Source organism: Haloechinothrix salitolerans (assembly GCF_042662605.1).
GTDB classification, from domain to species: Bacteria; Actinomycetota; Actinomycetes; order Mycobacteriales; family Pseudonocardiaceae; genus Haloechinothrix_A; species Haloechinothrix_A salitolerans.
On the sequence record NZ_JBHSXX010000001.1, the window covers coordinates 6,258,822 to 6,281,870 of the forward strand.

General features: G+C 65.3%; 31 protein-coding genes. 2 read left to right on the top strand and 29 right to left on the bottom strand.

What is annotated here, in order from left to right; genetic code table 11:
* Positions 1–37: 37 nt before the first annotated feature.
* The 28 genes from map to rpsL form a co-directional block, all read right to left on the bottom strand.
* Positions 38–832 carry a type I methionyl aminopeptidase gene (gene map / locus ACFQGD_RS29885; RefSeq protein ID WP_345402242.1) on the bottom strand — a complete coding sequence of 265 codons (795 nt, stop codon included), beginning with the start codon at positions 830–832 and terminating at the stop codon, positions 38–40.
* 20 nt (positions 833–852) lie between these two features.
* Complete coding sequence (locus ACFQGD_RS29890) at positions 853–1,404, bottom strand: adenylate kinase (protein WP_345402239.1); 552 nt, start codon at positions 1,402–1,404, stop codon at positions 853–855.
* The gene (gene secY / locus ACFQGD_RS29895) at positions 1,401–2,720 is read right to left on the bottom strand and encodes a preprotein translocase subunit SecY (RefSeq protein WP_345402290.1); all 1,320 of its coding nucleotides are present in this window, start codon (positions 2,718–2,720) and stop codon (positions 1,401–1,403) included. Before secY ends, ACFQGD_RS29890 begins: the two co-directional genes overlap by 4 nt.
* A gap of 264 nt (positions 2,721–2,984) precedes the next feature.
* The gene (rplO, locus tag ACFQGD_RS29900) at positions 2,985–3,428 is read right to left on the bottom strand and encodes a 50S ribosomal protein L15 (protein WP_345402236.1); all 444 of its coding nucleotides are present in this window, start codon (positions 3,426–3,428) and stop codon (positions 2,985–2,987) included.
* Positions 3,428–3,610: a 50S ribosomal protein L30 gene (gene rpmD, locus ACFQGD_RS29905; protein ID WP_345402233.1), complete on the bottom strand. Its 183-nt coding sequence runs from the start codon at positions 3,608–3,610 to the stop codon at positions 3,428–3,430. Before rpmD ends, rplO begins: the two co-directional genes overlap by 1 nt.
* A 1-nt stretch (position 3,611) precedes the next feature.
* Positions 3,612–4,247 carry a 30S ribosomal protein S5 gene (gene rpsE / locus ACFQGD_RS29910; RefSeq protein WP_345402230.1) on the bottom strand — a complete coding sequence of 212 codons (636 nt, stop codon included), beginning with the start codon at positions 4,245–4,247 and terminating at the stop codon, positions 3,612–3,614.
* A gap of 32 nt (positions 4,248–4,279) precedes the next feature.
* Positions 4,280–4,681, bottom strand: coding sequence for a 50S ribosomal protein L18 (gene rplR, locus ACFQGD_RS29915; protein ID WP_345402227.1), 402 nt, complete (start codon positions 4,679–4,681; stop codon positions 4,280–4,282).
* The gene (gene rplF / locus ACFQGD_RS29920) at positions 4,681–5,220 is read right to left on the bottom strand and encodes a 50S ribosomal protein L6 (RefSeq protein WP_345402224.1); all 540 of its coding nucleotides are present in this window, start codon (positions 5,218–5,220) and stop codon (positions 4,681–4,683) included. The genes rplR and rplF overlap by 1 nt, the downstream gene beginning before the upstream one ends.
* Before the next feature lie 15 nt (positions 5,221–5,235).
* Complete coding sequence (gene rpsH, locus ACFQGD_RS29925) at positions 5,236–5,634, bottom strand: 30S ribosomal protein S8 (RefSeq protein WP_345402221.1); 399 nt, start codon at positions 5,632–5,634, stop codon at positions 5,236–5,238.
* Between the two features lie 69 nt (positions 5,635–5,703).
* Positions 5,704–5,889 (bottom strand): type Z 30S ribosomal protein S14, encoded by a 186-nt coding sequence (locus ACFQGD_RS29930; RefSeq protein WP_034266930.1) that lies wholly within the window; start codon positions 5,887–5,889, stop codon positions 5,704–5,706.
* 4 nt (positions 5,890–5,893) lie between these two features.
* Positions 5,894–6,466: a 50S ribosomal protein L5 gene (gene rplE, locus ACFQGD_RS29935; protein ID WP_345402216.1), complete on the bottom strand. Its 573-nt coding sequence runs from the start codon at positions 6,464–6,466 to the stop codon at positions 5,894–5,896.
* 2 nt (positions 6,467–6,468) lie between these two features.
* Positions 6,469–6,783, bottom strand: coding sequence for a 50S ribosomal protein L24 (rplX, locus tag ACFQGD_RS29940; RefSeq protein ID WP_345402213.1), 315 nt, complete (start codon positions 6,781–6,783; stop codon positions 6,469–6,471).
* A gap of 2 nt (positions 6,784–6,785) precedes the next feature.
* Entirely contained in the window at positions 6,786–7,154 is a 369-nt protein-coding gene (gene rplN, locus ACFQGD_RS29945) for a 50S ribosomal protein L14 (RefSeq protein ID WP_345402210.1), read from the bottom strand.
* The gene (gene rpsQ, locus ACFQGD_RS29950) at positions 7,151–7,468 is read right to left on the bottom strand and encodes a 30S ribosomal protein S17 (protein WP_345402207.1); all 318 of its coding nucleotides are present in this window, start codon (positions 7,466–7,468) and stop codon (positions 7,151–7,153) included. The genes rplN and rpsQ overlap by 4 nt, the downstream gene beginning before the upstream one ends.
* The gene (gene rpmC / locus ACFQGD_RS29955; protein ID WP_345402204.1) at positions 7,465–7,710 is read right to left on the bottom strand and encodes a 50S ribosomal protein L29; all 246 of its coding nucleotides are present in this window, start codon (positions 7,708–7,710) and stop codon (positions 7,465–7,467) included. The genes rpsQ and rpmC overlap by 4 nt, the downstream gene beginning before the upstream one ends.
* Positions 7,710–8,129 (bottom strand): 50S ribosomal protein L16, encoded by a 420-nt coding sequence (rplP, locus tag ACFQGD_RS29960; RefSeq protein ID WP_034266947.1) that lies wholly within the window; start codon positions 8,127–8,129, stop codon positions 7,710–7,712. The genes rpmC and rplP overlap by 1 nt, the downstream gene beginning before the upstream one ends.
* Positions 8,130–8,132: 3 nt before the next feature.
* Positions 8,133–8,999, bottom strand: coding sequence for a 30S ribosomal protein S3 (gene rpsC / locus ACFQGD_RS29965; protein WP_345402196.1), 867 nt, complete (start codon positions 8,997–8,999; stop codon positions 8,133–8,135).
* Complete coding sequence (rplV, locus tag ACFQGD_RS29970) at positions 8,999–9,421, bottom strand: 50S ribosomal protein L22 (RefSeq protein ID WP_345402193.1); 423 nt, start codon at positions 9,419–9,421, stop codon at positions 8,999–9,001. The genes rpsC and rplV overlap by 1 nt, the downstream gene beginning before the upstream one ends.
* Positions 9,422–9,451: 30 nt before the next feature.
* Positions 9,452–9,733 carry a 30S ribosomal protein S19 gene (gene rpsS, locus ACFQGD_RS29975; protein ID WP_009152380.1) on the bottom strand — a complete coding sequence of 94 codons (282 nt, stop codon included), beginning with the start codon at positions 9,731–9,733 and terminating at the stop codon, positions 9,452–9,454.
* Positions 9,734–9,751: 18 nt separating this feature from the next.
* Entirely contained in the window at positions 9,752–10,585 is an 834-nt protein-coding gene (gene rplB, locus ACFQGD_RS29980; protein ID WP_345402186.1) for a 50S ribosomal protein L2, read from the bottom strand.
* A 15-nt stretch (positions 10,586–10,600) separates the two neighbouring features.
* On the bottom strand, positions 10,601–10,909 hold the full coding sequence (rplW, locus tag ACFQGD_RS29985; protein ID WP_345402183.1) for a 50S ribosomal protein L23: 309 nt from the start codon (positions 10,907–10,909) through the stop codon (positions 10,601–10,603).
* Complete coding sequence (rplD, locus tag ACFQGD_RS29990; protein WP_345402180.1) at positions 10,906–11,562, bottom strand: 50S ribosomal protein L4; 657 nt, start codon at positions 11,560–11,562, stop codon at positions 10,906–10,908. The genes rplW and rplD overlap by 4 nt, the downstream gene beginning before the upstream one ends.
* On the bottom strand, positions 11,559–12,218 hold the full coding sequence (gene rplC / locus ACFQGD_RS29995) for a 50S ribosomal protein L3 (protein WP_345402177.1): 660 nt from the start codon (positions 12,216–12,218) through the stop codon (positions 11,559–11,561). The genes rplD and rplC overlap by 4 nt, the downstream gene beginning before the upstream one ends.
* Before the next feature lie 36 nt (positions 12,219–12,254).
* Positions 12,255–12,560 carry a 30S ribosomal protein S10 gene (gene rpsJ, locus ACFQGD_RS30000; RefSeq protein WP_034266967.1) on the bottom strand — a complete coding sequence of 102 codons (306 nt, stop codon included), beginning with the start codon at positions 12,558–12,560 and terminating at the stop codon, positions 12,255–12,257.
* Positions 12,561–13,009: 449 nt separating this feature from the next.
* A complete protein-coding gene (gene tuf / locus ACFQGD_RS30005; protein WP_345402171.1) occupies positions 13,010–14,203 on the bottom strand; it encodes an elongation factor Tu in 1,194 nt (397 codons plus the stop codon).
* Between the two features lie 124 nt (positions 14,204–14,327).
* Positions 14,328–16,430 (bottom strand): elongation factor G, encoded by a 2,103-nt coding sequence (gene fusA, locus ACFQGD_RS30010; RefSeq protein ID WP_345402168.1) that lies wholly within the window; start codon positions 16,428–16,430, stop codon positions 14,328–14,330.
* A 59-nt stretch (positions 16,431–16,489) separates the two neighbouring features.
* On the bottom strand, positions 16,490–16,960 hold the full coding sequence (gene rpsG, locus ACFQGD_RS30015; RefSeq protein WP_345402165.1) for a 30S ribosomal protein S7: 471 nt from the start codon (positions 16,958–16,960) through the stop codon (positions 16,490–16,492).
* Positions 16,960–17,334 (bottom strand): 30S ribosomal protein S12, encoded by a 375-nt coding sequence (gene rpsL / locus ACFQGD_RS30020; RefSeq protein ID WP_345402288.1) that lies wholly within the window; start codon positions 17,332–17,334, stop codon positions 16,960–16,962. Before rpsL ends, rpsG begins: the two co-directional genes overlap by 1 nt.
* Positions 17,335–17,819: 485 nt before the next feature.
* On the opposite strand from rpsL, the gene ACFQGD_RS30025 reads away from it, so the two are divergent.
* Together ACFQGD_RS30025 and ACFQGD_RS30030 are read left to right on the top strand one after the other, a co-directional pair.
* Positions 17,820–18,224 carry an SsgA family sporulation/cell division regulator gene (locus tag ACFQGD_RS30025; protein WP_345402163.1) on the top strand — a complete coding sequence of 135 codons (405 nt, stop codon included), beginning with the start codon at positions 17,820–17,822 and terminating at the stop codon, positions 18,222–18,224.
* Between the two features lie 354 nt (positions 18,225–18,578).
* Positions 18,579–18,983: an SsgA family sporulation/cell division regulator gene (locus tag ACFQGD_RS30030; protein ID WP_345402160.1), complete on the top strand. Its 405-nt coding sequence runs from the start codon at positions 18,579–18,581 to the stop codon at positions 18,981–18,983.
* Between the two features lie 151 nt (positions 18,984–19,134).
* Here the strand turns inward: ACFQGD_RS30030 and ACFQGD_RS30035 are convergent, their stop codons facing one another.
* Positions 19,135–23,046 carry a DNA-directed RNA polymerase subunit beta' gene (locus ACFQGD_RS30035; RefSeq protein WP_345402157.1) on the bottom strand — a complete coding sequence of 1,304 codons (3,912 nt, stop codon included), beginning with the start codon at positions 23,044–23,046 and terminating at the stop codon, positions 19,135–19,137.
* Between the last annotated feature and the right edge of the window lie 3 nt (positions 23,047–23,049).

Below are 23,049 nucleotides of genomic sequence, written 5' to 3' on the forward strand. Positions count from 1 at the left end.
ACGCCAGGCGCGAGTCGGGCGGCATCCGGGCGGGCGCCTACTCGGGGGCGGTCAGGATCCAGACGCCGTCATCGGTGATCGCGACGGTGTGCTCCCAGTGCGCCGCGCGGGAGCCGTCAGCGGTGACGACGGTCCAGCCGTCGTCCAGCTCGATGGTGTCGTCAGTGCCACCGGTCAACATCGGCTCGATGGCCAGCGCCATGCCGGGACGCAGTCGTGGGCCTTTGCCCGGTTTCCCGGCGTTCGGCAGGAACGGATCCATATGCATCGACGTGCCGATGCCGTGGCCACCGTAGGTGGTAATCAGGCCGTACTCGACACCGTCGCGCACGGACGCCGCGTCGGCGGCGGTCTCAACGGCGTGCGAGATATCGGTAAGCCTGCCACCTGGCCGGACGGCGTCGATCCCAGCCTTCATGGCTTCGCGCGTGGCCTCGGACAGCTTGCGGTCGGCCTCGGCGACGTCGCCGACAGCGATGGTCACGGCGGAGTCGCCATGCCAGCCCTCCAGAATCGCGCCGCAGTCAACCGATAGCAGGTCGCCATCGGAGAGCACCTGCTTCGTCGACGGGATACCGTGCACGACCTGCTCGTTCACCGATGCGCACACCGAAGCCGGAAAGCCGTGATAGCCCTTGAAGGATGGAACGGCACCAGCGTCGCGGATCGTGGCCTCGGCGAGTGCGTCCAACTCACCAGTGCTGACACCCGGCTTGGCGGCCTCGGTGACGGCGGCGAGGGTGTTCGCCACCACGATCCCAGCGGCGCGCATCGCCTCCAATTCGCCCGCCGACTTGAGCTCGATCGACGACGTCACCCGAAACGACCGCATCAGCGTCGACAGTCGCCCTGTCACCGGGCGTTCAGCGCATCCAATGCGCGCGCGGAGACCTCATCGACCTCGCCCACGCCGTCGACCGGGATGAGCCGGTCGGCGTAGTAGTCGAGCAGCGGCGCCGTCTCCTCCCGATAGACGGCCTGCCGGTGCCGGATGACGTCCTCGGTGTCGTCCGCCCTGCCTCGGTCGAGCAGCCTACGGACCAACTCGTCCTCATCGACCCTGAGCTCGATGACGGCGTCGATCTCGTGGCCCTGCTCGGCGAGGATCTCGCCGAGCACGTCCGCCTGCGCGGTGTTACGCGGGAAGCCGTCAAGGAGAAAGCCGTTCGCCGCGTCCTCCTCGGAGAGCCGCTCCCGAACCATCTCGTTGGTGACCGAGTCCGGCACGAGCTTGCCGGAGTCAAGGTAACTCTGCACCTCAGCACCAAGCGGCGTCTGCCGCGAGATGTGGCCCCGGAAAAGATCCCCCGTCGAGATGTGCGGCACGCCGAGCTTGCCAGCGAGTACACCCGCCTGGGTGCCCTTGCCCGCGCCCGGTGGGCCAACAAGAACAACACGTGTCATCGGAGGAACCCTTCATAGTTGCGCTGCATGAGCTGGCTTTCGATCTGCTTCATAGTGTCCAGACCGACACCCACCATGATCAGGACGGCGGTTCCACCGAACGGGAAGTTCTGGTTAGCGCCCTCCTGGGTCACGGAGAGGAAGAAGTTCGGAAGCACAGCGACCGTGCCGAGGTAGAACGAGCCGGGCAGGGTGATCCTGCCGAGCACGTAGTGCAGATACTCGGCGGTAGGCCGCCCCGGACGGATACCGGGGATGAATCCGCCGTACTTCTTCATGTCCTCGGCACGCTCGTCGACGTTGAACGTGATCGAGATGTAGAAGTACGTGAAGAAGATGATCAGCAGGAAGTAACCCGCGATGTGGATCGGACTCGACTGGTTCACCACGTGGGTTTGCAGGAACTGCTGGAACCAGGAGCTGGCATCGGTCGGGTCACCGACGAGCCTGCCGACGAGGTCAGGCAGGTAGAGCAGCGACGAGGCGAAGATGACCGGGATGACACCGGCCTGGTTGACCTTGATCGGCAAGTAGGTCGACGTCCCGCCGTACATCCTGCGGCCAACCATGCGCTTGGCGTACTGCACCGGGATACGGCGCTGGCCCTGCTCGACGAACACAACGCTGGCGATGATCGCGATGGCGAACACGCAGACCACGGTGAACACCGCGCCACCACGCTGGTCGAGGATCTGTTTGCCCTCGATCGGGATACGCGCCGCGATGTTCAGGAAGATCAGCATCGACATGCCGTTGCCGATGCCGCGCTCGGTGATGAGCTCACCCATCCACATCATGACGGCGGTGCCCGCGGCCATCGTCAGCACGATCAGGGCGGTCCCTACGATGCTGTCGTCCGGGATGACCTCGCGGTCACAACCCTGGAACATGCCGCCACGCGCGGCGAGCGCCACCACACCAGTTGCCTGAAGCACCGCCAGCGCGATGGTGAGGTACCGGGTGTACTGAGTGAGCTTGCCCTGTCCTGACTGCCCTTCCTTCTTCAGCTCCTCGAACCGGGGAATCACCACGGTGAGCAGCTGAATGATGATGCTCGCGGTAATGTACGGCATGATGCCGGTCGCGAAGACCGACAATTGGAGGAGCGCGCCCCCGCTGAAAAGATTCAGCAGGCTGTAGACCCCCTGCGCGCCAGAGTCGCCGAGCTGCTCACCACATGCTTGTACGTTCTCGTACGAAACGCCGGGAGCTGGAGTAACGGCACCGATCCGGTAGACCACCACGATGAAAAGGGTGAACAGGATCTTCTTGCGCAGGTCTGGCGTCGCGAGAGCCGAGCGGATGACGCTGAGCACGCGGGGGACCTCCTGTCGCATCGCCGGTTGGTGTACCGGCGATCGGCTTGGCCGACGTCGCGTCGGCGGGTAACGGTAGTCACTGACGGGCAGCCAGCGGCGCTTCGGAACACAGGGTGCCCCGAAGACTCTCGCGAGCCTAACAGCAAGGCGTCGCCGCCTAGCAGCCCAGGGCGGAACTTCTGGGACAACGCGCCGGATCTGACGACGAAAGCCCCCGGTTGTGGCGGGAGGTCACAACCAGGGGCTCATCGTCCGAGCTGCTCAGCGGGTGGTAGCGGAGCCACCAGCCGCTTCGAGCTTCTCCTTCGCGCTCTTCGAGAACGCGTCCGCGGTGACGTTCAGCTTCACGCCGCCGACGTCGCCGTTGCCGAGCACCTTGACGAGCTTGCCCTTGCGGACGAGGCCCTTCTCGGCCAGCGCATCGGCGGAGACGTCGCCACCGTCCGCGAAGACACGGGCGATGTCACCGACGTTGACCGGCTGGTACTCCACGCGGAAGCGGTTCTTGAAGCCGCGCAGCTTCGGAAGCCGCATCTGGATGGGCATCTGCCCGCCCTCGAAACCGGCTGGCACCTGCTTGCGCGCCTTCGTACCCTTCGTACCGCGGCCAGCGGTCTTGCCCTTGGTGGCCTCACCACGACCGACGCGGATCTTGTCCTTCTTGGCGCCGGGGGCAGGCCGCAGGTGGTGGATCTTGATGGTCATTACTTGACCTCCTCGACATCGACGAGATGCCGCACGCTGTGGACGAGGCCGCGAACCTCCGGCGAGTCCTCACGCACCACCGACTGCCTGATCTTGCGCAGCCCAAGGGTGCGCAGCGAGTCACGGTGGTTCCGCTTGGCGCCGATCTTGCTCTTGACCTGGGTGATCTTCCACTGTGCCATGTCAGACCCCCTGCCCAGCACGCTGTCGCAGCATCCGAGGCGGGGCGACGTCCTCGAGCGGCAGACCACGGCGAGCCGCGACCTCCTCGGGACGCTGCAACCCCTTGAGGGCCGCGACGGTCGCGTGCACGATGTTGATCGCGTTGTCGCTGCCGAGCGACTTGGTGAGCACATCGTGAACACCGGCGCACTCCAGCACCGCACGCACCGGGCCACCGGCGATGACACCGGTACCGGGGCTGGCGGGCCGAAGCAGCACCACACCGGCAGCCGCCTCACCCGTGATCGGGTGCGGGATGCTGCCCGCGATGCGGGGCACCTTGAAGAAGTTCTTCTTGGCTTCCTCGACGCCCTTGGCGATCGCGGCGGGCACTTCCTTGGCCTTGCCATAGCCGACGCCGACCTGACCGTCACCGTCACCGACGACGACAAGCGCGGTGAAGCTGAAGCGCCGACCACCCTTGACGACCTTGGCGACACGGTTGATCGCTACGACGCGTTCAAGGTGCGGGCTCTTGTCCTGGGCCGCCCCGCCACGGCCACCATCACGACGGTCCCTGCGGTCCCGGCCGCCACCGCGCTCGCGGTCGCCGCCAGGGCCACCCTGGCCGCCGCCTTGCCGTGTACGTCCCGGCATCAGGCTTCCCTTCCGTTCTCGTGCTTGATCATCTACAGCTCCAACCCCGCTTCACGCGCGGCGTCAGCGAGCGCCGCGATGCGACCGTGGTAGCGGTTACCGCCACGGTCGAACACCGCCGCCGAAATGCCCTTGGCTTTGGCACGCTCGGCGACCAGCTCGCCGACCTTCGTCGCCTTGGCCTTCTTGTCCCCGTCGAGCGCCCGCACGTCAGCCTCGATGCTGGACGCGGCCGCCAGCGTGTGGCCGGCGAGATCGTCCACGAGCTGCACCGAAATGTGGCGCGACGACCGGTTCACGACGAGGCGGGGGCGCTCCGGCGTACCGCTGATCTTCTTGCGGAGCCGGAAGTGCCGCCGCGACTTCGCGACACGCCGCCGGGTGGAGATGTCCTTGCCGACGGGCTTCCTCTTAGCAGTAGCAGTCTCGCTCATCACTTACCCGTCTTTCCAACCTTGCGACGGATCCGCTCACCCTCATAGCGCACGCCCTTGCCCTTGTACGGGTCAGGACGGCGCAGTTTGCGGATGACCGCCGCGGTCTGGCCGACCTTCTGCTTGTCAATGCCGGACACGGAAAACTTCGTCGGGCTCTCCACCGCGAACGTGATGCCGTCCGGCGCCTCGATCTTGATCGGGTGGCTGTAGCCGAGCGCGAACTCGAGGTCGGACCCCTTGGCCTGCACGCGGTAGCCGACGCCGTAGATCTCCAGCCGCTTCGTGTAGCCGTCAGTCACGCCGACGACGAGGTTGTTGACGAGCGTCCTGGTCAGACCGTGCAACGAACGCGACTCACGCTCGTCGTCCGGCCGCTTGACCAGCAGCGCGCCATCCTCGTCACGCTCGACGGTGATCGGCTCGGGGACGGTGTGCTCCAGGGTGCCCTTCGGCCCCTTCACGGTGACGTGCTGGCCGTCGATGGTCACGTCGACACCGGAGGGGATGGTGATGGGCTCTTTACCAATACGGGACATGCCTCTCCTCCCCTCTCACCACACGTAGGCGAGGACTTCCCCGCCAACGCCGTTGCGCTTGGCCTGCCGGTCGGTCTGCAAACCGGAAGACGTGGAAATGATCGCCACACCGAGACCGCCGAGCACGTTCGGCAGCTCGGTCGATTTCGCGTACACCCGCAGGCCGGGCTTGGACACCCGGCGCAGACCGGCGATGCTGCGCTCCCGGTTCGGGCCGAACTTCAGCGACACGACGAGGTTCTTGTGCTTCTCGCCGTCCTCGACGCGGTAGTCGGCGATGTAGCCCTCCCGCTTGAGGATCTCGCAGATATTGCCCTTGAGCTTGGAATGCGGCAGCACGACCTCGTCGTGGAACGCCGAGTTCGCGTTACGCAGACGTGTCAGAAAGTCTGCGATCGGGTCGGTCATCGTCATGTTGTGACCAGTTAACCTTTCTCGCCCTGGTTCCCGGCGATGTGCCGGGCCTGTGGCGAAGTGGAGTATTTACCAGCTGGACTTGTTCACGCCGGGCAGCTCGCCCGCGTGCGCCATCTCACGCAGGCACACCCGGCACAGCCCGAACTTGCGGTACACCGAATGCGGGCGACCGCACTTCTGGCACCTGGTGTAGGCCCGCACCTTGAACTTGGGCTTGCGGGCCGCCTTGGCGATCAGTGCTTTCTTGGCCATCGGCTCAGTTCTCCTTGAACGGGAAGCCGAGCTTGCGAAGCAGCGCACGGCCCTCGTCGTCGGTGGTTGCTGTGGTGACGACAGTGATGTCCATGCCACGAGGCCGGTCGATCTGGTCCGGGTTGATCTCGTGGAACATCGACTGCTCGTTCAGCCCGAACGTGTAGTTACCGTTGCCATCGAACTGTTTGGGCGAGAGACCGCGGAAGTCGCGGATACGCGGCAGCGCGATGGTCAGCAACCGGTCGAGGAACTCCCACATCCGGTCCCCGCGTAGTGTCGACTTCGCGCCGATCGGCATGCCCTCACGCAACTTGAACTGCGCGATGGACTTGCGCGCCTTGCGCACCGCCGGCTTCTGGCCGGTGATGGTGGCGAGGTCGTTGAGCGCGCCCTGGAGCAGCTTGCTGTCGCGAGCCGCGTCGCCGACACCCATGTTGACGACGACCTTCACCACGCCGGGGATCTGATGCACGTTGTCATAGGTGAACTCCTGCTGGAGCTCGTCCTTGATCTGCTCCCGGTACCGCGTCTTGAGCCGAGGCGTCACTTTCTCAGTGCTGGTTGCGGTAGTCATGCTCAGATGTCCTTACCGTTGCTGCGCGCCACGCGGACCTTCTTGCCGTCCTCGTCGAAGCGGTAGCCGATCCGGGTGGGATTGCCGTCAGAGTCGACGACCATCACGTTGGACACGTGAATCGACGCCTCCTGCGTGACGATCCCGCCGGACTGCGCGCCTCGCTGTGTCTGGCTGATCCGGGTGTGCTTCTTGATCCGGTTCACGCCCTCGACCAGAACGCGGTCGCGCTTCGGGTAGGCCTGGATGACCTTGCCCTTCGCACCCTTGTCCTTGCCCGAGATCACGAGGACCGTGTCGCCCTTCTTCACCTTCATGCTCACAACACCTCCGGCGCGAGCGAGATGATCTTCATGAACTTCCGGTCACGCAGCTCACGCCCGACGGGCCCGAAGATACGGGTCCCGCGCGGCTCGTTGTCGTTCTTGATCAGCACGGCGGCGTTCTCGTCGAACCGGATGTAAGACCCGTCCTTACGCCGCTTCTGCTTGGACGTGCGGACGATGACGGCCTTGACCACATCGCCCCGCTTCACGTTGGCGCCAGGGATGGCGTCTTTCACGGTAGCGACGATGACGTCGCCGATGCCCGCGTAACGCCTGCCGGAGCCACCCAGAACGCGAATCGTCAGGATCTCCTTCGCGCCCGTGTTGTCGGCGACGCGCAGCCGCGACTCCTGCTGGATCATTTCGCCTTCTCCACGATTCGTACGAGCCGCCAGCGCTTCGTCGCCGAAAGCGGACGGGTCTCCATCAGGATCACCCTGTCACCGACGCCCGCGGTGTTCTCCTCGTCGTGCGCCTTCACTCGCTTGGTGCTGCGCATGACCTTGCCGTACAGCGCGTGCTTCTTCCGGTCCTCAAGCGCGACGGTGATCGTCTTGTCCATCTTGTCCGAGACGACGTAGCCCTCGCGTACCTTCCGGTAGTTCCGACCGGAATCCACCTTCTGTACCGGCTGCTTACGCAGTTCCTCGGTCGTCTCCGCAGTTTGTTCGCTCATGCGGTGGCTTCCTCTCCGGTCTCAACGTCTTCAGGGGCAACGGAAAGACCGATCTCCCGCTCCCGCATAACCGTGTAAATACGCGCGATGTCCTGCCGGACCGTCCGCAGCCTCCGGTTGTTGTCCAGCTGCCCGGTGGCCATCTGGAACCGGAGGTTGAACAGCTCCTCCTTGGACTCCTTCAGGCGCAGCACGAGCTCCTCGGAGGTGAGCTCACGCAGCTCCGATGCGGCAACTGCCATCAGAACTCACTCCCTTCCCTTGTGACGATGCGGCACTTCATCGGCAGCTTGTGAATCGCACGCCGCAATGCCTCCTTGGCGACCGCATCGTTCGGGAAGCTCATCTCGAACATGACGCGGCCCGGCTTCACGTTGGCGACCCACCACTCCGGCGAACCCTTACCGGAACCCATGCGGGTCTCGGCAGGCTTCTTGGTCAGCGGACGGTCAGGGAAGATGTTGATCCAAATCTTCCCGCCACGCTTGATGTGCCTTGTCATGGCGATACGAGCGGACTCGATCTGCCGGTTGGTCACGTAGCTGTGCTCAAGCGCCTGGATGCCGTACTCACCGAAGGTGACCTTGGTGCCGCCCTTGGCACGGCCAGAACGCTTCGGCGCGTGCTGCTTGCGGTGCTTGACCTTGCGCGGGTTGAGCATCTCTCAGCCCTCCGTCTTCTGTTCGGCCTCAGGCGCCGCCGCCTCGGGCGTCACGCTCGACGCGGCCTGCTTCTCCTCGGCAGCTGGCTTTCCGCCACCCTGGCCGCCGGACTGGCTGGCCGCCTGGGCGCTCACGGCCTGGGCACCGCCAGCACCTCCCCGGCGCGGACGCGACGGACGCTCCCGGCGCGGCGCGCGCTCAGCGGCGGCCGCCGCGTCACGCTCCGCCTTGGCCTTCAGGCCGCCGACGAGGTCACCCTTGTAGATCCACACCTTGACGCCGATCCGGCCGAACGTGGTGCGAGCCTCGAAGAAGCCGTAGTCGATGTCGGCACGCAGCGTGTGCAGCGGCACCCTGCCATCGCGGTAGTGCTCCGACCGCGACATCTCGGCACCGCCGAGGCGGCCGCTGCACTGCACGCGGATGCCCTTGACCTGCGGCGAGCGCATGCTGGTCTGGATCGCCTTGCGCATCGCGCGCCGGAAGGCGACACGGTTGGACAGCTGCTCGGCGATGCCCTGCGCGACGAGCTGCGCGTCCGCCTCGGAGTTCTTCACCTCGAGGATGTTCAGCTGCACCTGCTTGCCGGTGAGCTTCTCGAGCGAACCACGGATACGGTCCGCCTCGGCACCCCTGCGGCCGATGACGATGCCAGGCCGCGCGGTGTGGATGTCGACCCGGACCCGGTCACGGGTACGCTCGATCTCCACCTTGGAGATGCCTGCCCGCTCCATGCCCGTCGAGAGCAGCTTGCGGATCTTGACGTCCTCGCCGACGTATTCGGAGTACTGCTTGTCGGCGTACCAGCGAGACTTCCAGTCCGTGGTGATGCCCAGCCGGAAGCCGTGCGGGTTGATTTTCTGGCCCACTACCGGCCACCTGCCTTCTTACGCTTCGGAGCCTTCGGCTGTGTCTTTTCCCGGGACTCGAGCACCACCGTGATGTGGCTGGTGCGCTTGCGAATCCGGTACGCACGACCCTGCGCGCGCGGCCGAATGCGCTTGAGAGTCGGCCCCTCGTCCGCGGTCGCGTTGGCGACCCACAGCGTGTCGGGGTCGAGGTCCAGGTTGTTCTCCGCGTTGGCCGCGGCGCTCTCGATCACCTTGGCCAGCTGCGTGCTCGCGGCCTGCGGCGCGTAGCGGAGCACGGCCAGCGCGTCACTGACGCTGCGACCCTTGACGAGCTCGATCACCCGGCGCACCTTCATCGGCGAGTCGCGGACGAAGCGAGCCCGCGCGACGGCCTGCGGCAGCTCCTCCGCCGGGGCCGTTGCGTTCGTTTGGGCGTTCATCGTTGCTTCCCTTTGCTAGGTTCTGCCGCTTCAGCGCCTGCGCGACTTGCGGTCATCCTTGACATGTCCCTTGAAGGTGCGGGTCGGGGCGAACTCACCCAGCTTGTGACCCACCATCGCCTCGGTGACGAACACCGGGACGTGCTTGCGGCCGTCGTGTACCGCGATCGTGTGCCCCAGCATGTCCGGGATGATCGTGGAACGACGCGACCAGGTCTTGATGACCGTCTTCTTGCCCGACTCGTTGAGCGCGTCCACCTTCTTGAGCAGGTGGTCGTCCACGAACGGGCCCTTCTTCAGGCTGCGTGGCATGTTGTCTTACCTCCCTGCTCAGCGCTTCTTGCCGGTACGGCGACGACGGACGATCTGGCTGTCGCTCGGCTTGCGCCGACGGGTGCGGCCCTCCGGCTTACCGTTCGGGTTCACCGGGTGACGGCCACCGGACGTCCTACCCTCACCACCACCGTGCGGGTGGTCCACCGGGTTCATGACGACACCGCGAACGGTTGGGCGCTTGCCACGCCACCGACTACGGCCCGCCTTACCCCAGTTGATGTTGGAGTGCTCGGAGTTGCCCACCTCGCCGACGGTCGCGCGGTTGCGCACGTCGACGTTGCGGATCTCACCGGACGGCATCCGCAGCTGCGCGTTCGGGCCGTCCTTGGCGACCAGCTGAACCCTTGAGCCCGCGGAGCGAGCGATCTTCGCGCCGCCACCAGGGCGGAGCTCGATCGCGTGCACCACGGTGCCGACCGGGATGTTGCGCAGCGGCAGGTTGTTGCCCGGCTTGATGTCGGCACGGGGTCCGCTCTCGATCCGGTCACCCTGCTTCACCTTGTCCGGCGCGATGATGTAGCGCTTCTCGCCGTCCGCGTAGTGCAGCAGCGCGATCCGAGCCGACCGGTTGGGGTCGTACTCGATGTGCGCGACCTTGGCAGGCACGCCGTCCTTGTCGTTGCGACGGAAGTCGATCACCCGGTAGGCCCGCTTGTGACCGCCGCCCTTGTGGCGGGTGGTGATCTTGCCGGACGCGTTGCGTCCGCCCGTCTTGTGTACCGGCCGCAGCAGCGACTTCTCCGGTGTCGACCGCGTGATCTCGGCGAAGTCCGACACGCTTGAGCCGCGACGACCAGGCGTCGTTGGCTTGTGCTTACGAATACCCATGTCTCTCGCCGTCCCTTACGCGGTGCCGCCGAAGATCTCGATCGCCTTGCTGTCCTCGGACAGCGTGACGACCGCACGCTTGACGTTCTTCCGCTTGCCGTAGCCATACCGGGTGCGCTTGCGCTTGCCCTGCCGGTTGAGCGTGTTGACGCTGACGACCTTGACGTCGAAGATCTTCTCGACGGCGATCTTGATCTGCGTCTTGTTCGCGTCGGGGCGAACCTCGAACGTGTACTTGTTCTCCTCGAGCAGCCCGTAGGACTTCTCGGAGATCACCGGCCGGATCAGGACATCGCGGTGGTCAGGAATGCCGATCGCGCTCACTGCTTGTCACTCCCCTCGGCCTTGCCCTTGCTCGCACCCGCGAGGAAGACGTCCAGCGCGGCCTTCGTGAACACCACGTCGTCGTTGACCAGCACGTCATAGGTGTTGAGCTGGTCAGGTGTGATCAGGTGGACGTAGCTGAGGTTGCGCAGCGAGCGCCAGGTCAGCTCGTCCTCGCGGTGCAACACGACGAGAACGCGCTTCGCGGTGGTAATCGCCGCGAGTGCGTTCTTGGCCGACTTGGTCGACGGCTTCTCGCCGCTGACCAGCTCGGTCACCACGTGCACCTGGCCGGAACGGGCGCGGTCGGAGAGCGCGCCCCGCAGCGCGGCCGCCTTCATCTTCTTCGGCGTGCGCTGGTCGTACTTGCGCGGCGTTGGCCCGTGGACCGTGCCACCGCCCGCGAACTGCGGCGCCCTGATCGAGCCCTGACGCGCACGGCCGGTGCCTTTCTGCCGGTACGGCTTGCTGCCGCCACCGCTGACCTCACCACGGGTCTTGGTGTCGTGCGTGCCCTGCCGGGCCGCGGCGAGCTGCGCGGTGACCACCTGGTGCATCAGCGGCATGTTGGCCTGGACGTCGAACACCTCGGCAGGCAGCTCCACCGTGCCGTCGGCCTTGCCGGTTGGGGTCTTCACATCAATGGTCGTCATGCTGGCACACCACCCTTCGCGGCGGTCTTGACGAAGACAAGACCACCCTTCGGACCGGGCACGGCGCCCTTGATGAGCAGCAGGCCGTCGTCCGCGCGCACGTCATGCAGGGTTAGGCCCTGCGTGGTGACCCGCACGTTGCCCATGCGGCCAGCCATACGCATGCCCTTGAACACCCGGCTCGGCGTGGCGCAACCACCGATGGCGCCCGGCTTGCGGTGCGTCGCCTGGTTACCGTGGCTCGCGCCCTGGCCAGCGAAGCCGTGACGCTTCATGACGCCCGCGTAGCCCTTGCCCTTGCTCGTCCCCGTGACGTCGACGACCTGACCGGCGGCGAACACGTCGCCCGCCGTGATCTCCTGGCCGACCTCGTAGCTGCCGGCGTCGGTGGTCCGCAGCTCGGCAAGGTAGCGCCGTGGGGTCACGCCGGCCTTGTCGAAGTGCCCGGTCTTCGGCTTGTTGACCTTGCGAGGGTCAATCGCGCCGAAGGCCAACTGCACCGCGTCGTAGCCGTCGTTGTCCTTGTTACGCACCTGGGTCACCACGTTCGGCCCAGCCTTGACGACCGTCACCGGGATGACCCGGTTCGCGTCGTCGAAGACTTGGGTCATGCCGAGCTTGGTGCCCAGAATGCCCTTTACTTCCCTGTCAGACATGAGTCTCTAATCTCCGCCGCAGCGCTCTCGTAACGCTTACTGAATGTTGACGTCGACGCTTGCGGGAAGGTCGATGCGCATCAGCGCGTCAACCGTCTTGGGCGTCGGGTCGAGGATGTCGATCAACCGCTTGTGGGTGCGCATCTCGAAGTGCTCGCGCGAGTCCTTGTACTTGTGCGGCGAGCGGATGACGCAGTAGACGTTCTTCTCGGTCGGCAGCGGCACCGGCCCGACCACATTCGCGCCGGTGCGCGTAACCGTCTCGACGATCTTGCGCGCGCTGGCGTCGATGGCCTCGTGGTCGTAGGCCTTGAGCCGGATGCGGATCTTTTGTCCCGCCATGGGGCAGCTCGTTCCTCTGCTCTACTGGTCGGACACCACCCGCGGATCCCGGCTTTTCAGCTGGATCCCGCGAGCGGGCCCTCGGTCGTCTCGTGCTGCGATTACTCGCTGGGCCTGCGCCCGTTCCCGCACGTCACAGCTCCAGTGTCCGGTCCACGCGGTCGGGCGTGTCGCGCGCTGCGCGCAGACCGATCCGTCACTGTTGACGTCTGTGCGGGTGGTTTCCTGGCGGGGCGGCCCAGCAGGGCACCCCTGGCTTGCGGGCTCGCATGTAGCGACAGCCAGCAAACCCGTTCGTCCTGCTCACGCCAGGGCGGCCGATTCATGCGAAACCGGCCGCCCCGCGTCAAGCAACCCTCATAGTTTGGCATACCCCGACATCGTCGCCGAAGCCGGGGTGGCCGGGAGTGCTGATCAGCGCGGGAGGCCCCGACCAGCACTCCCGCGGATCACTTGATGATCTTGGTGACCTGGCCGGCGCCCACGGTGCGGCCACCCTCGCGGATGGCGAACCGCAGACCCTCGTCCATGGCGATCGGCTGGATCAGCTGGACGCTGATCTCGGTGTTGTCACCCGGCATGACCATCTCGGTGCCCTCGGGCAGGGTCACGACACCGGTGACGTCCGTGGTCCGGAAGTAGAACTGCGGACGGTAGTTGTTGAAGAACGGCGTGTGGCGACCACCCTCGTCCTTGGACAGGATGTAGGCCTGCGCCTCGAATTCGGTGTGCGGGGTGGTCGTGCCCGGCTTGACGACGACCTGACCACGCTCGACGTCCTCACGCTTGATACCACGGAGCAGCAGCGCGGCGTTGTCACCGGCCTGGCCGTAGTCCAGCATCTTGTTGAACATCTCGATCGAGGTCACCGTGGTCTTGGTGGCCTTGTCCTTGATGCCAACGATCTCGACGTCCTCGTTGAGCTTGATCTCACCACGCTCGATACGGCCGGTGACGACCGTACCGCGACCGGTAATGGTGAAGACGTCCTCGATCGGCATCAGGAACGGCTTGTCGGTCTCGCGGACCGGGTCCGGAACACTCTCGTCGACGGCGTTCATGAGGTCCATGACCTTGTCAGCCCACTGCTCGTCGCCCTCGAGGGCCTTGAGGCCGGAGACCTTGATCACCGGAGCGTCATCGCCGGGGAACTCCTGCTCGTTGAGCAGCTCACGGACCTCCATCTCGACGAGCTCGATGATCTCTTCGTCGTCGACCATGTCGGCCTTGTTCAGCGCGACCACGATGTAGGGCACGCCGACCTGACGGGCGAGCAGCACGTGCTCACGCGTCTGCGGCATCGGGCCGTCGGTAGCGGCCACGACGAGGATGGCACCGTCCATCTGGGCGGCACCCGTGATCATGTTCTTCACGTAGTCGGCGTGACCAGGGGCGTCGACGTGCGCGTAGTGACGCTTGTCGGTCTGGTACTCGACGTGCGCGATGTTAATCGTGATACCGCGCTGCTTCTCTTCCGGCGCGTTGTCGATCTGGTCGAACGCGCGGGACTGGTTGAGCTCAGGAAACCGGTCGTGCAGCACCTTGGTGATCGCCGCGGTCAGCGTAGTCTTGCCGTGGTCGACGTGACCGATGGTGCCGATGTTGACGTGCGGCTTGCTCCGCTCGAACTTCGCCTTCGCCACTGGAATGTCCTCCTGGACTTTAGTATTTCTCCCGCCACCGGCGTGGCAGCCGGTCGGCGATTCACTCTCTGGTCGGTTGTGCGGACCTTAGGGAGGACCCCTCACGCCCGCGGGCTGTGGGGGATTACTCCCCCGTCGCCTTCGCGATGATCTCCTTCGCCACGTTGCTTGGCACCTCGGCGTAGGAGTCGAACTGCATGGAGTAGTTCGCGCGGCCCTGGGTCTTCGACCGTAGGTCGCCGACGTAGCCGAACATCTCCGACAGCGGAACCAGTGCCTTCACGACACGGGTACCCGAACGCTCCTCCATGGCTTGGATGTGGCCACGGCGGGAGTTCAGGTCACCGATGACGTCACCCATGTACTCCTCGGGAGTGGTCACCTCGACCGCCATCATCGGCTCTAGCAGTACCGGCTTCGCCAGCCTCGCGGCCTCCTTGAGCGCCTGCGAGCCGGCGACCTTGAAGGCCATCTCCGAAGAGTCGACCTCGTGGTACGCACCATCCAACAAGGTCACCTTCAACCCGACGAGCGGGTATCCGGCGAGGACGCCGTACTGCATGGCGTCCTGGGCACCGGCGTCGACCGACGGGATGTACTCCCTCGGCACCCGGCCACCCGTGATCTTGTTGTCGAACTCGTACAGCGCACCGTCAGCGGAGGTGTCCAGCGGCTCGAGGCTGATGATGACTCGAGCGAACTGGCCGGAACCACCCGTCTGCTTCTTGTGCGTGTATTCGTGCTTCTCGACGACCTTGCGGATCGTCTCGCGGTAAGCGACCTGTGGCTTACCGATGTTCGCCTCGACCTTGAAGTCGGTCTTCATCCGGTTGACAAGCACCTCAAGGTGGAGCTCGCCCATGCCGGAGACGATCGTCTGCCCGGTCTCCTCATCCTGCTTGACCTGGAAGGTTGGGTCCTCGTCAGCCAGCTTCTGGATCGCGGTGGCGAGCTTGTCCTGGTCGGCCTTGGTCTTCGGCTCGATCGCGACCTCGATCACCGGTTCGGGGAAAGTCATCGACTCGAGCACGACCGGGTTGGCCGGGTCAGCGAGCGTGTCACCCGTCGAGGTGTCCTTGAGGCCCTGCACGGCGTAGATGTGACCCGCCTGCGCCTCGTCGACGGGGTTCTCCTTGTTGGAGTGCATCTGGAACAGCTTGCCGATGCGCTCCTTGCGCTCCTTGGTCGCGTTGATGACCTGCGAGCCGGAGGAGATCTTTCCGGAGTAGACCCGCATGTAGGTGAGCTTGCCGAAGAACGGGTGCGCGGCCACCTTGAACGCGAGCGCGGCGAACGGCTCCTTCGTTGAGGCTTCCCGCGTGATCGACGTCTCGCCGTCGGTCAGCGTGCCCTCGACAGGGGGCACGTCGAGCGGCGACGGCAGGTAGTCGATCACCGCGTCCAGCATCGGCTGCACGCCCTTGTTCTTGAACGCCGAACCAGCGAGCACCGGGTAGGCCTCGCGGTTGACGGTCAGCTGGCGGATGCCGCGCTTGATCTCGTCCGTGCTCAGCTCCTCGCCGCCGAAGTACTTCTCGAGCAGCTCCTCGTCGCTCTCGGCGACGGCCTCAAGCAGCTTCTCCCTGTACTCGGCCGCCTTGTCGGCGAGCTCGGCGGGGATGTCCTCGATCTCGTACTGCTCGCCCTTCTTGACGTCACCGCGCCAGGTGAGGGCCTTCATCGCGACGAGGTCGACAACGCCTTGGAAGTCACTCTCCGCGCCAATGGGCAACTGGATGACGAGCGGACGAGCACCGAGGCGGTCCTCGATGGTCTTGACGGTGAAGTAGAAGTCCGCACCGAGCTTGTCCATCTTGTTGATGAAGCAGATGCGCGGGACCTCGTACTTGTCCGCCTGGCGCCAGACCTGCTCGGACTGCGGCTCGACACCTTCCTTGCCGTCGAAGACCGCGACCGCACCGTCGAGCACCCGTAGCGAACGCTCCACCTCGACGGTGAAGTCGACGTGACCAGGGGTGTCGATGATGTTGATCTGGTAGTCGTTCCAGAAGGTGGTGGTAGCAGCCGAGGTGATGGTGATACCCCGCTTCTGCTCCTCCTCCATCCAGTCCATCGTCGCGGCGCCGTCGTGCACCTCGCCGATCTTGTAGTTGATCCCGGTGTAGAACAGGATCCGCTCGGTCGTTGTGGTCTTACCGGCATCGATGTGAGCCATGATGCCGATGTTGCGGACCTTGTTCAGGTCGGTCAGCACATCGCGTGCCACGAGAGTGTTCCCCTGTCCTTAAGCTTGGGTAATTTCTGCCGAGCAGGTGCGGCTCGCGCTCACCAGCGGTAGTGCGCGAACGCCTTGTTCGATTCGGCCATCTTGTGCGTGTCCTCGCGGCGCTTCACGCTGGCCCCGAGGCCGTTGCTCGCATCGAGCAGCTCATTCTGCAGCCGCTCGATCATGGTCTTCTCCCGACGCTGACGGGAGTAGGTCACCAGCCACCGCAGCGCGAGCGTGGTGGAACGACCCGGCTTGACCTCGATCGGCACCTGATAGGTGGCACCACCGACGCGGCGGCTCTTCACCTCGATCTGCGGCCGAACGTTGTCCAGCGCGCGCTTGAGGGTGACGACGGGGTCGGTACCGGTCTTCTCACGCGCTCCCTCGAGAGCACCGTAGACGATCCGCTCGGCGAGCGAGCGCTTCCCGTCGGTCAGGACCTTGTTGACCAGCTGGGTGACCAGCGGGGAGGTGTAGACGGGGTCGGAGATCAGCGGCCGCTTCGGCGCCGGACCCTTGCGGGGCATTAGCTCTTCTCCTTCTTCGCGCCATACCGGCTGCGCGCCTGCTTGCGGTTCTTCACACCCTGGGTGTCGAGCGAACCGCGGATGATCTTGTAGCGAACGCCCGGGAGGTCCTTCACACGACCACCACGCACGAGCACCATCGAGTGCTCCTGGAGGTTGTGACCCTCACCGGGGATGTAAGCCGTGATCTCGATGCCGCTGGTCAGCTTCACACGTGCGACCTTGCGCAGCGCCGAGTTCGGCTTCTTCGGAGTTGTGGTGTACACGCGCGTGCAGACGCCACGACGCTGGGGGCTTCCCTTGAGCGCCGCGGTCTTCTGCTTGGCAGCTTTGTCCTGGCGGCCCTTGCGGACCAGCTGCTGGATCGTGGGCAATGGACCAGCCTTCTCTTGCGTTCGTGCTTCGTCTTTGTCGGTCTTGCTTCCCCGGTCCCCGAGGTCGGGCGTGTCGACCCTAGCCAAGGCAAAAGACCTTGTATCTTTCCTTCGGGTTTCCGAGGAACTCCGCCTTAAGTCGACGCTTGATCGCTCGAATGAGCGTCTGAGCGGTCAACAGGCACGCGGAGCGGCCCGACATCGGCCGGGCACAGACGTCAAAGATACCCGCCCCGGTCAGCGGGTCCAAATCGGGGGTCCGTTAATGACAGCACCCCCGTCACCCAGATGGCGTGGCCACGAGTTTGGGGCTCATCATCGGGACTCCGCGCGGCGATGTTACAGGTGTGACGCTGCGGACACCAGATCGGCTGACTTCGCGCACATTGCCGTCATCAGGCCGGGGCTGGCGCCTCTCCCTCGCGACAAATCCCGATCCCGCCGGCACGAACACCCACCGCCGGAGACAACCACGAGGAGGCGACATGGCCGCCAACACCGTGCGCCAGGAACGGTTCATTGACTTGCTCAGCGAGCGCGCCCCCGTGCTGTCTCGCTGGTCCTACACTCCCGACGAGCCGTTCACCATCACCGTCGAGTTCCAAACCAGCCACGACAGCTGGATCACCTGGGTATTCGCCCGTGACCTACTGCTCGCGGGGCTCAAGGCGCCCGCGGGCATCGGCGACGTCCGGTTCGTGCCCTTCGAGGACGAGGGTGACCGGCTCCTGCTTTTCCAGGTGGAGTCCGACCAGGGCAGGGCGTCGTGGTTCTTGAACCGCGACGAGGCTGAGGAGTTCGCGACCATGACGCTCGACGCCGTCCCACTCGGCGCGGAGTCAGAGCATCTCGACGTGGAAGCACTGATCGCGGGCATCACGGACGTGTGACCCGTACAACCTGACGTCTGACCTTTCGTGGTCAGCGCCCGTTGGCGCGGGTGACTGAGCCCCGGGTGGCCTCCCCCATCCCGGGGCTCAGTCGCGTCCACACCAGGTTTGCTCAGCGACCACTTTGTCTACCGGTTCCGCACGTTGACAGGTACCGCGATACAGGGGACCCGCCGGATGCGAGAACGACTTTCTATCGGTTCGCTGACCTGCGGCGTTACAGATGTGATGGCGGGAACACCGTATCGGTTGAGATCTGGTCAAGACACGTCATCGCCGCCATGATCAAGCCTCTCCTTCGCGAAAGCTCCCACACGTCGGCACGACCGGCGGACACGACCAGGAGGAGGCGACATGGCCGCCAACACCGTGCGACTGGAACGGTTCATCACTCTGACCAACGAGGCCGCCCCGGTGTACTCGTGCTGGTCCTACCGCGCCGACGACCCGTACGCGATCACCGTCGAGTTCCAGACCAGCCCGGAGACGTGGGTGACCTGGACGTTCGCACGCGACTTGCTGCTCGCGGGACTCAAGGCACCGGCAGGCATCGGCGACGTCCGGTTTGTGCCCTTCGAGGATCAGGGCGAGCGCCTGCTGCTGTTCCAGGTCGAATCCGATGAGGGCCGCGCGTCCTGGTTCCTCAGCCGCGAGGATGCCGAAGCCTTCGCGAACATGACGCTCGACGCCGTTCCGGTCGAAAAGGAAGAGGACCAGTTCGACATCGACATGCTGATCGCCGACATCACGGACGTCTGAAAAGCAGAACTCGCCGTCGGAAGTGCATGACACAACGTAGGAGGGCCGGGCACCTAGTCGGTGCCCGGCCCTCCTACGTCTCTCCGCTTATCTTCTCCCTCGGCCTCACGGCCCGGCCTACCGGCCGGTGCCGCACGCGGCCCTCCAGCGGCTACCGGAAGTCGCGGCCGAAGTCGTAGTCGTCCAGCGGAACGGCCATGCCGGTACCGGAGCCGAACACATCCGGGGTGTAGTAGCCGTCGTCGTAGGACGGGATCGCGTAAGCCGCGACCCGCGCCTCCTCGGTCGGCTGCACCTGGATGTTGCGGTACCGGTTGATGCCCGTACCAGCCGGAATCAACTTACCGATGATGACGTTCTCCTTCAGGCCGACCAGCTTGTCCGAGCGGCCGTTGATGGCCGCGTCGGTCAGCACGCGGGTCGTCTCCTGGAACGAGGCCGCCGACAGCCACGAGTCCGTGGTCAGCGACGCCTTCGTGATACCCATCAGCACCGGACGACCGGACGCCGGGTCGCCGCCCTCGGCCACCGTGTTCCGGTTGATCGCCTCGAACCTCGCCCGCTCCGGCAGCTCACCGGGCAGGAAGTCCGTGGCACCGGAGTCGATGATCGTGACGCGGCGCAGCATCTGCCGCACGATGACCTCGATGTGCTTGTCGTGGATCGACACGCCCTGCGCGCGGTACACCTTCTGGACCTCGTCCACCAGGTGGATCTGCGCCTGACGCGGCCCCATGACACGCAGCACCTCGTGCGGGTCGGGCGTACCTTCCAACAGCTGCTGACCGACGTCGACGTGGTCGCCGTCCGCCAGCGGGCCGTTCGGACCGACCGCGAGCCGCTGCCGCTTGGACAGCTTGTCGAGCACGATCTCCTCGGCGCCGTCGTCCGGGATCAGCGTGATCTTCCAGAAGCGCTCGCTCTCCTCGATGCGCACCCGGCCGGCGACCTCCGCGATCGGCGCCTTGCCCTTCGGGACACGCGCCTCGAACAGCTCCTGCACACGCGGCAGACCCGTGGTGATGTCGTCACCTGCGACACCACCCTGGTGGAAGGTACGCATCGTCAGCTGCGTACCCGGCTCACCAATCGACTGCGCGGCGACGATACCCACGGCCTCACCGACGTCAACGAGCTTACCCGTCGCCATCGAGCGGCCGTAGCAGCACGCGCAGACACCGACGACCGACTCGCAGGTCAGCACGCTGCGAACCTTCACCCGGTCGATTCCGCTTGAGGCGAGCTTCTCGATCGCCGGGTCACCAAGGTCGTCACCACGGTTGACGACGACGTTGCCGTCCGCGTCGACCGCGTCCTCGGCGATGGTGCGCGCATACACACTGGTCGCGACGTGCTCGGCACGGATGATCGTGCCGTCTGGCTGCTTCTCACCGATGGTCATCTGGATGCCACGGCTGGTACCGCAGTCCACTTCGCGCACGATGACGTCCTGCGAGACGTCGACAAGTCGACGGGTCAGGTAACCCGAGTCGGCGGTACGCAGCGCGGTGTCGGCAAGACCCTTCCGAGCACCGTGGGTGGCGATGAAGTACTCCGCCACCGAAAGGCCCTCACGGAAGTTGGACTTGATCGGCCGGGGGATGTACTCACCCTTCGGGTTGGACACCAGACCACGCATACCGGCCAGCGACCGGACCTGGGTCATGTTGCCCGCCGCGCCCGACTTCACGATCATCGCGATCGAGTTGTCGTCCGGGAAGTGCTCCTCCATGGCGTCGGCGACGTCTTCCGTCGCCTGCGCCCACACCTTGACGAGCTCGTTGTTGCGCTCGGCGTGCGACAGCTGACCGCGCTGGTAACGCTTCTCCACCTGGGCGGCCTTACCCTCGAAGTCCTCGAGGATCTGCTGCTTCTCCGCGGGCACGAGCACATCCGAGATCGACACGGTGACACCGGAGCGGGTCGCCCAGTAGAAGCCGGCGTCCTTGACCTTGTCGAGCGTCTGCGCGACCTGGGTCATGGAGTACCGCTCCGCGAGGTCGTTGACGATCGCGGCCTGGCGCTTCTTCGGCAACGCCTCGTTGATGAACGGGTAGTCGGCTGGCAGCAGGTCGTTGAACATGACCCGGCCGAGAGTGGTCTCGGCCAGCCACGGCTTACCCGGCTCCCAGCCGTTCTCCGCCAGCTCGGCCTGCTGCTCCTTCGGCGGCTGCCGGTCGACGACCCTGATCTTGATCGGGGCGTGCAACCCGAGCAAATGCCGGTCGTAGGCCATGATCGCCTCGGCCTCTGAGGAGAACGACTGGCCCGCGCCAGGTGCGTTCTCGTCCAGCCTGGTCAGGTGGAACAGGCCGGTCACCATGTCCAGTCGCGGCATGGCCAGCGGACGACCCGACGCGGGCGAGAGGATGTTGTTCGCCGACAGCATCAGGATGCGCGCCTCGGCCTGCGCCTCCGCGGACAGCGGCAGGTGCACCGCCATCTGGTCACCGTCGAAGTCGGCGTTGAACGCCTCACACACCAGCGGGTGCAGCTGAATGGCCTTACCTTCCACCAGCTGCGGCTCGAACGCCTGAATACCGAGGCGGTGCAGGGTCGGCGCACGGTTCAGCAGCACCGGGTGCTCGGTGATGACCTCTTCCAGCACGTCCCAGACAGCGGAGCGCGAACGCTCCACCATCCGCTTCGCGGATTTGATGTTCTGCGCGTGGTTGAGGTCCACCAGCCGCTTCATCACGAACGGCTTGAACAGCTCAAGCGCCATCTGCTTCGGCAGACCGCACTGGTGCAGCTTCAGCTGCGGACCGACGATGATGACCGAACGGCCAGAGTAGTCGACACGCTTACCGAGCAGGTTCTGGCGGAACCGGCCCTGCTTGCCCTTGAGCAGGTCGGACAACGACTTCAGCGGCCGGTTGCCCGGCCCGGTCACCGGACGACCGCGGCGGCCGTTGTCGAACAGCGCGTCGACGGCCTCCTGCAGCATCCGCTTCTCGTTGTTGACGATGATCTCGGGCGCGCCGAGGTCGATCAGCCGCTTCAACCGGTTGTTGCGGTTGATGACGCGGCGGTACAGGTCGTTGAGGTCCGACGTGGCGAACCGGCCACCGTCGAGCTGCACCATCGGGCGCAGGTCCGGCGGGATCACCGGCACCGCGTCGAGCACCATGCCCCGCGGATCGTTGCCGGTCGACTGGAACGCGGAGACGACCTTGAGCCGCTTCAGCGCGCGCAGCTTCTTCTGGCCCTTGCCGTTACGGATGACATCCCGCAGGCCCTCGGCCTCGGCATCGACGTCGAACTCGGAGCACAGCTTCTGGATGGCCTGCGCGCCCATACCGCCGGTGAAGTACTCGCCATAGCGGTCGTACAGCTCGCGGTAGAGCACCTCGTCAACGATGAGCTGCCTTGGCTCCAGCTTGGTGAAGGTGTTCCACACCTCTTCCAGCCGGTCCAGCTCGCGGTTGGCACGGTCGCGGATCTGCCGCATCTCGCGCTCGCCGCTTTCCTTGACCTTGCGGCGCTGGTCCGCCTTCATACCCTCGTCTTCGGCCTGCTTGAGGTCGGCCTCCAGCTTCTGCGCCCGTTCCTCGACCTCGGCGTCACGCTTCGACTCGATGGTCTTGCGCTCGGCGTTGATCTCGTTCTCCAGCGTGGGCAGATCGTTGTGCCGCAGCTCGTCGTTCACGCTCGTGATGACGTAGGCCGCGAAGTAGATGATCTTCTCGAGGTCCTTCGGGGCGAGGTCGAGCAGGTAGCCGAGGCGGCTCGGCACGCCCTTGAAGTACCAGATGTGCGTGACAGGAGCGGCGAGCTCGATGTGGCCCATCCGCTCACGACGCACCTTGGCACGGGTCACCTCAACGCCGCAGCGCTCACAGATGATGCCCTTGAAGCGGACCCGCTTGTACTTGCCGCAGTAGCACTCCCAGTCGCGGGTGGGACCGAAGATCTTCTCACAGAAGAGCCCGTCCTTCTCCGGCTTGAGGGTGCGGTAGTTGATGGTCTCCGGCTTCTTCACCTCGCCGTAGGACCACTGGCGAATCTGATCGGCCGTGGCGAGGCCGATGCGGAGCTCGTCGAAGAAATTGACGTCCAACACGTC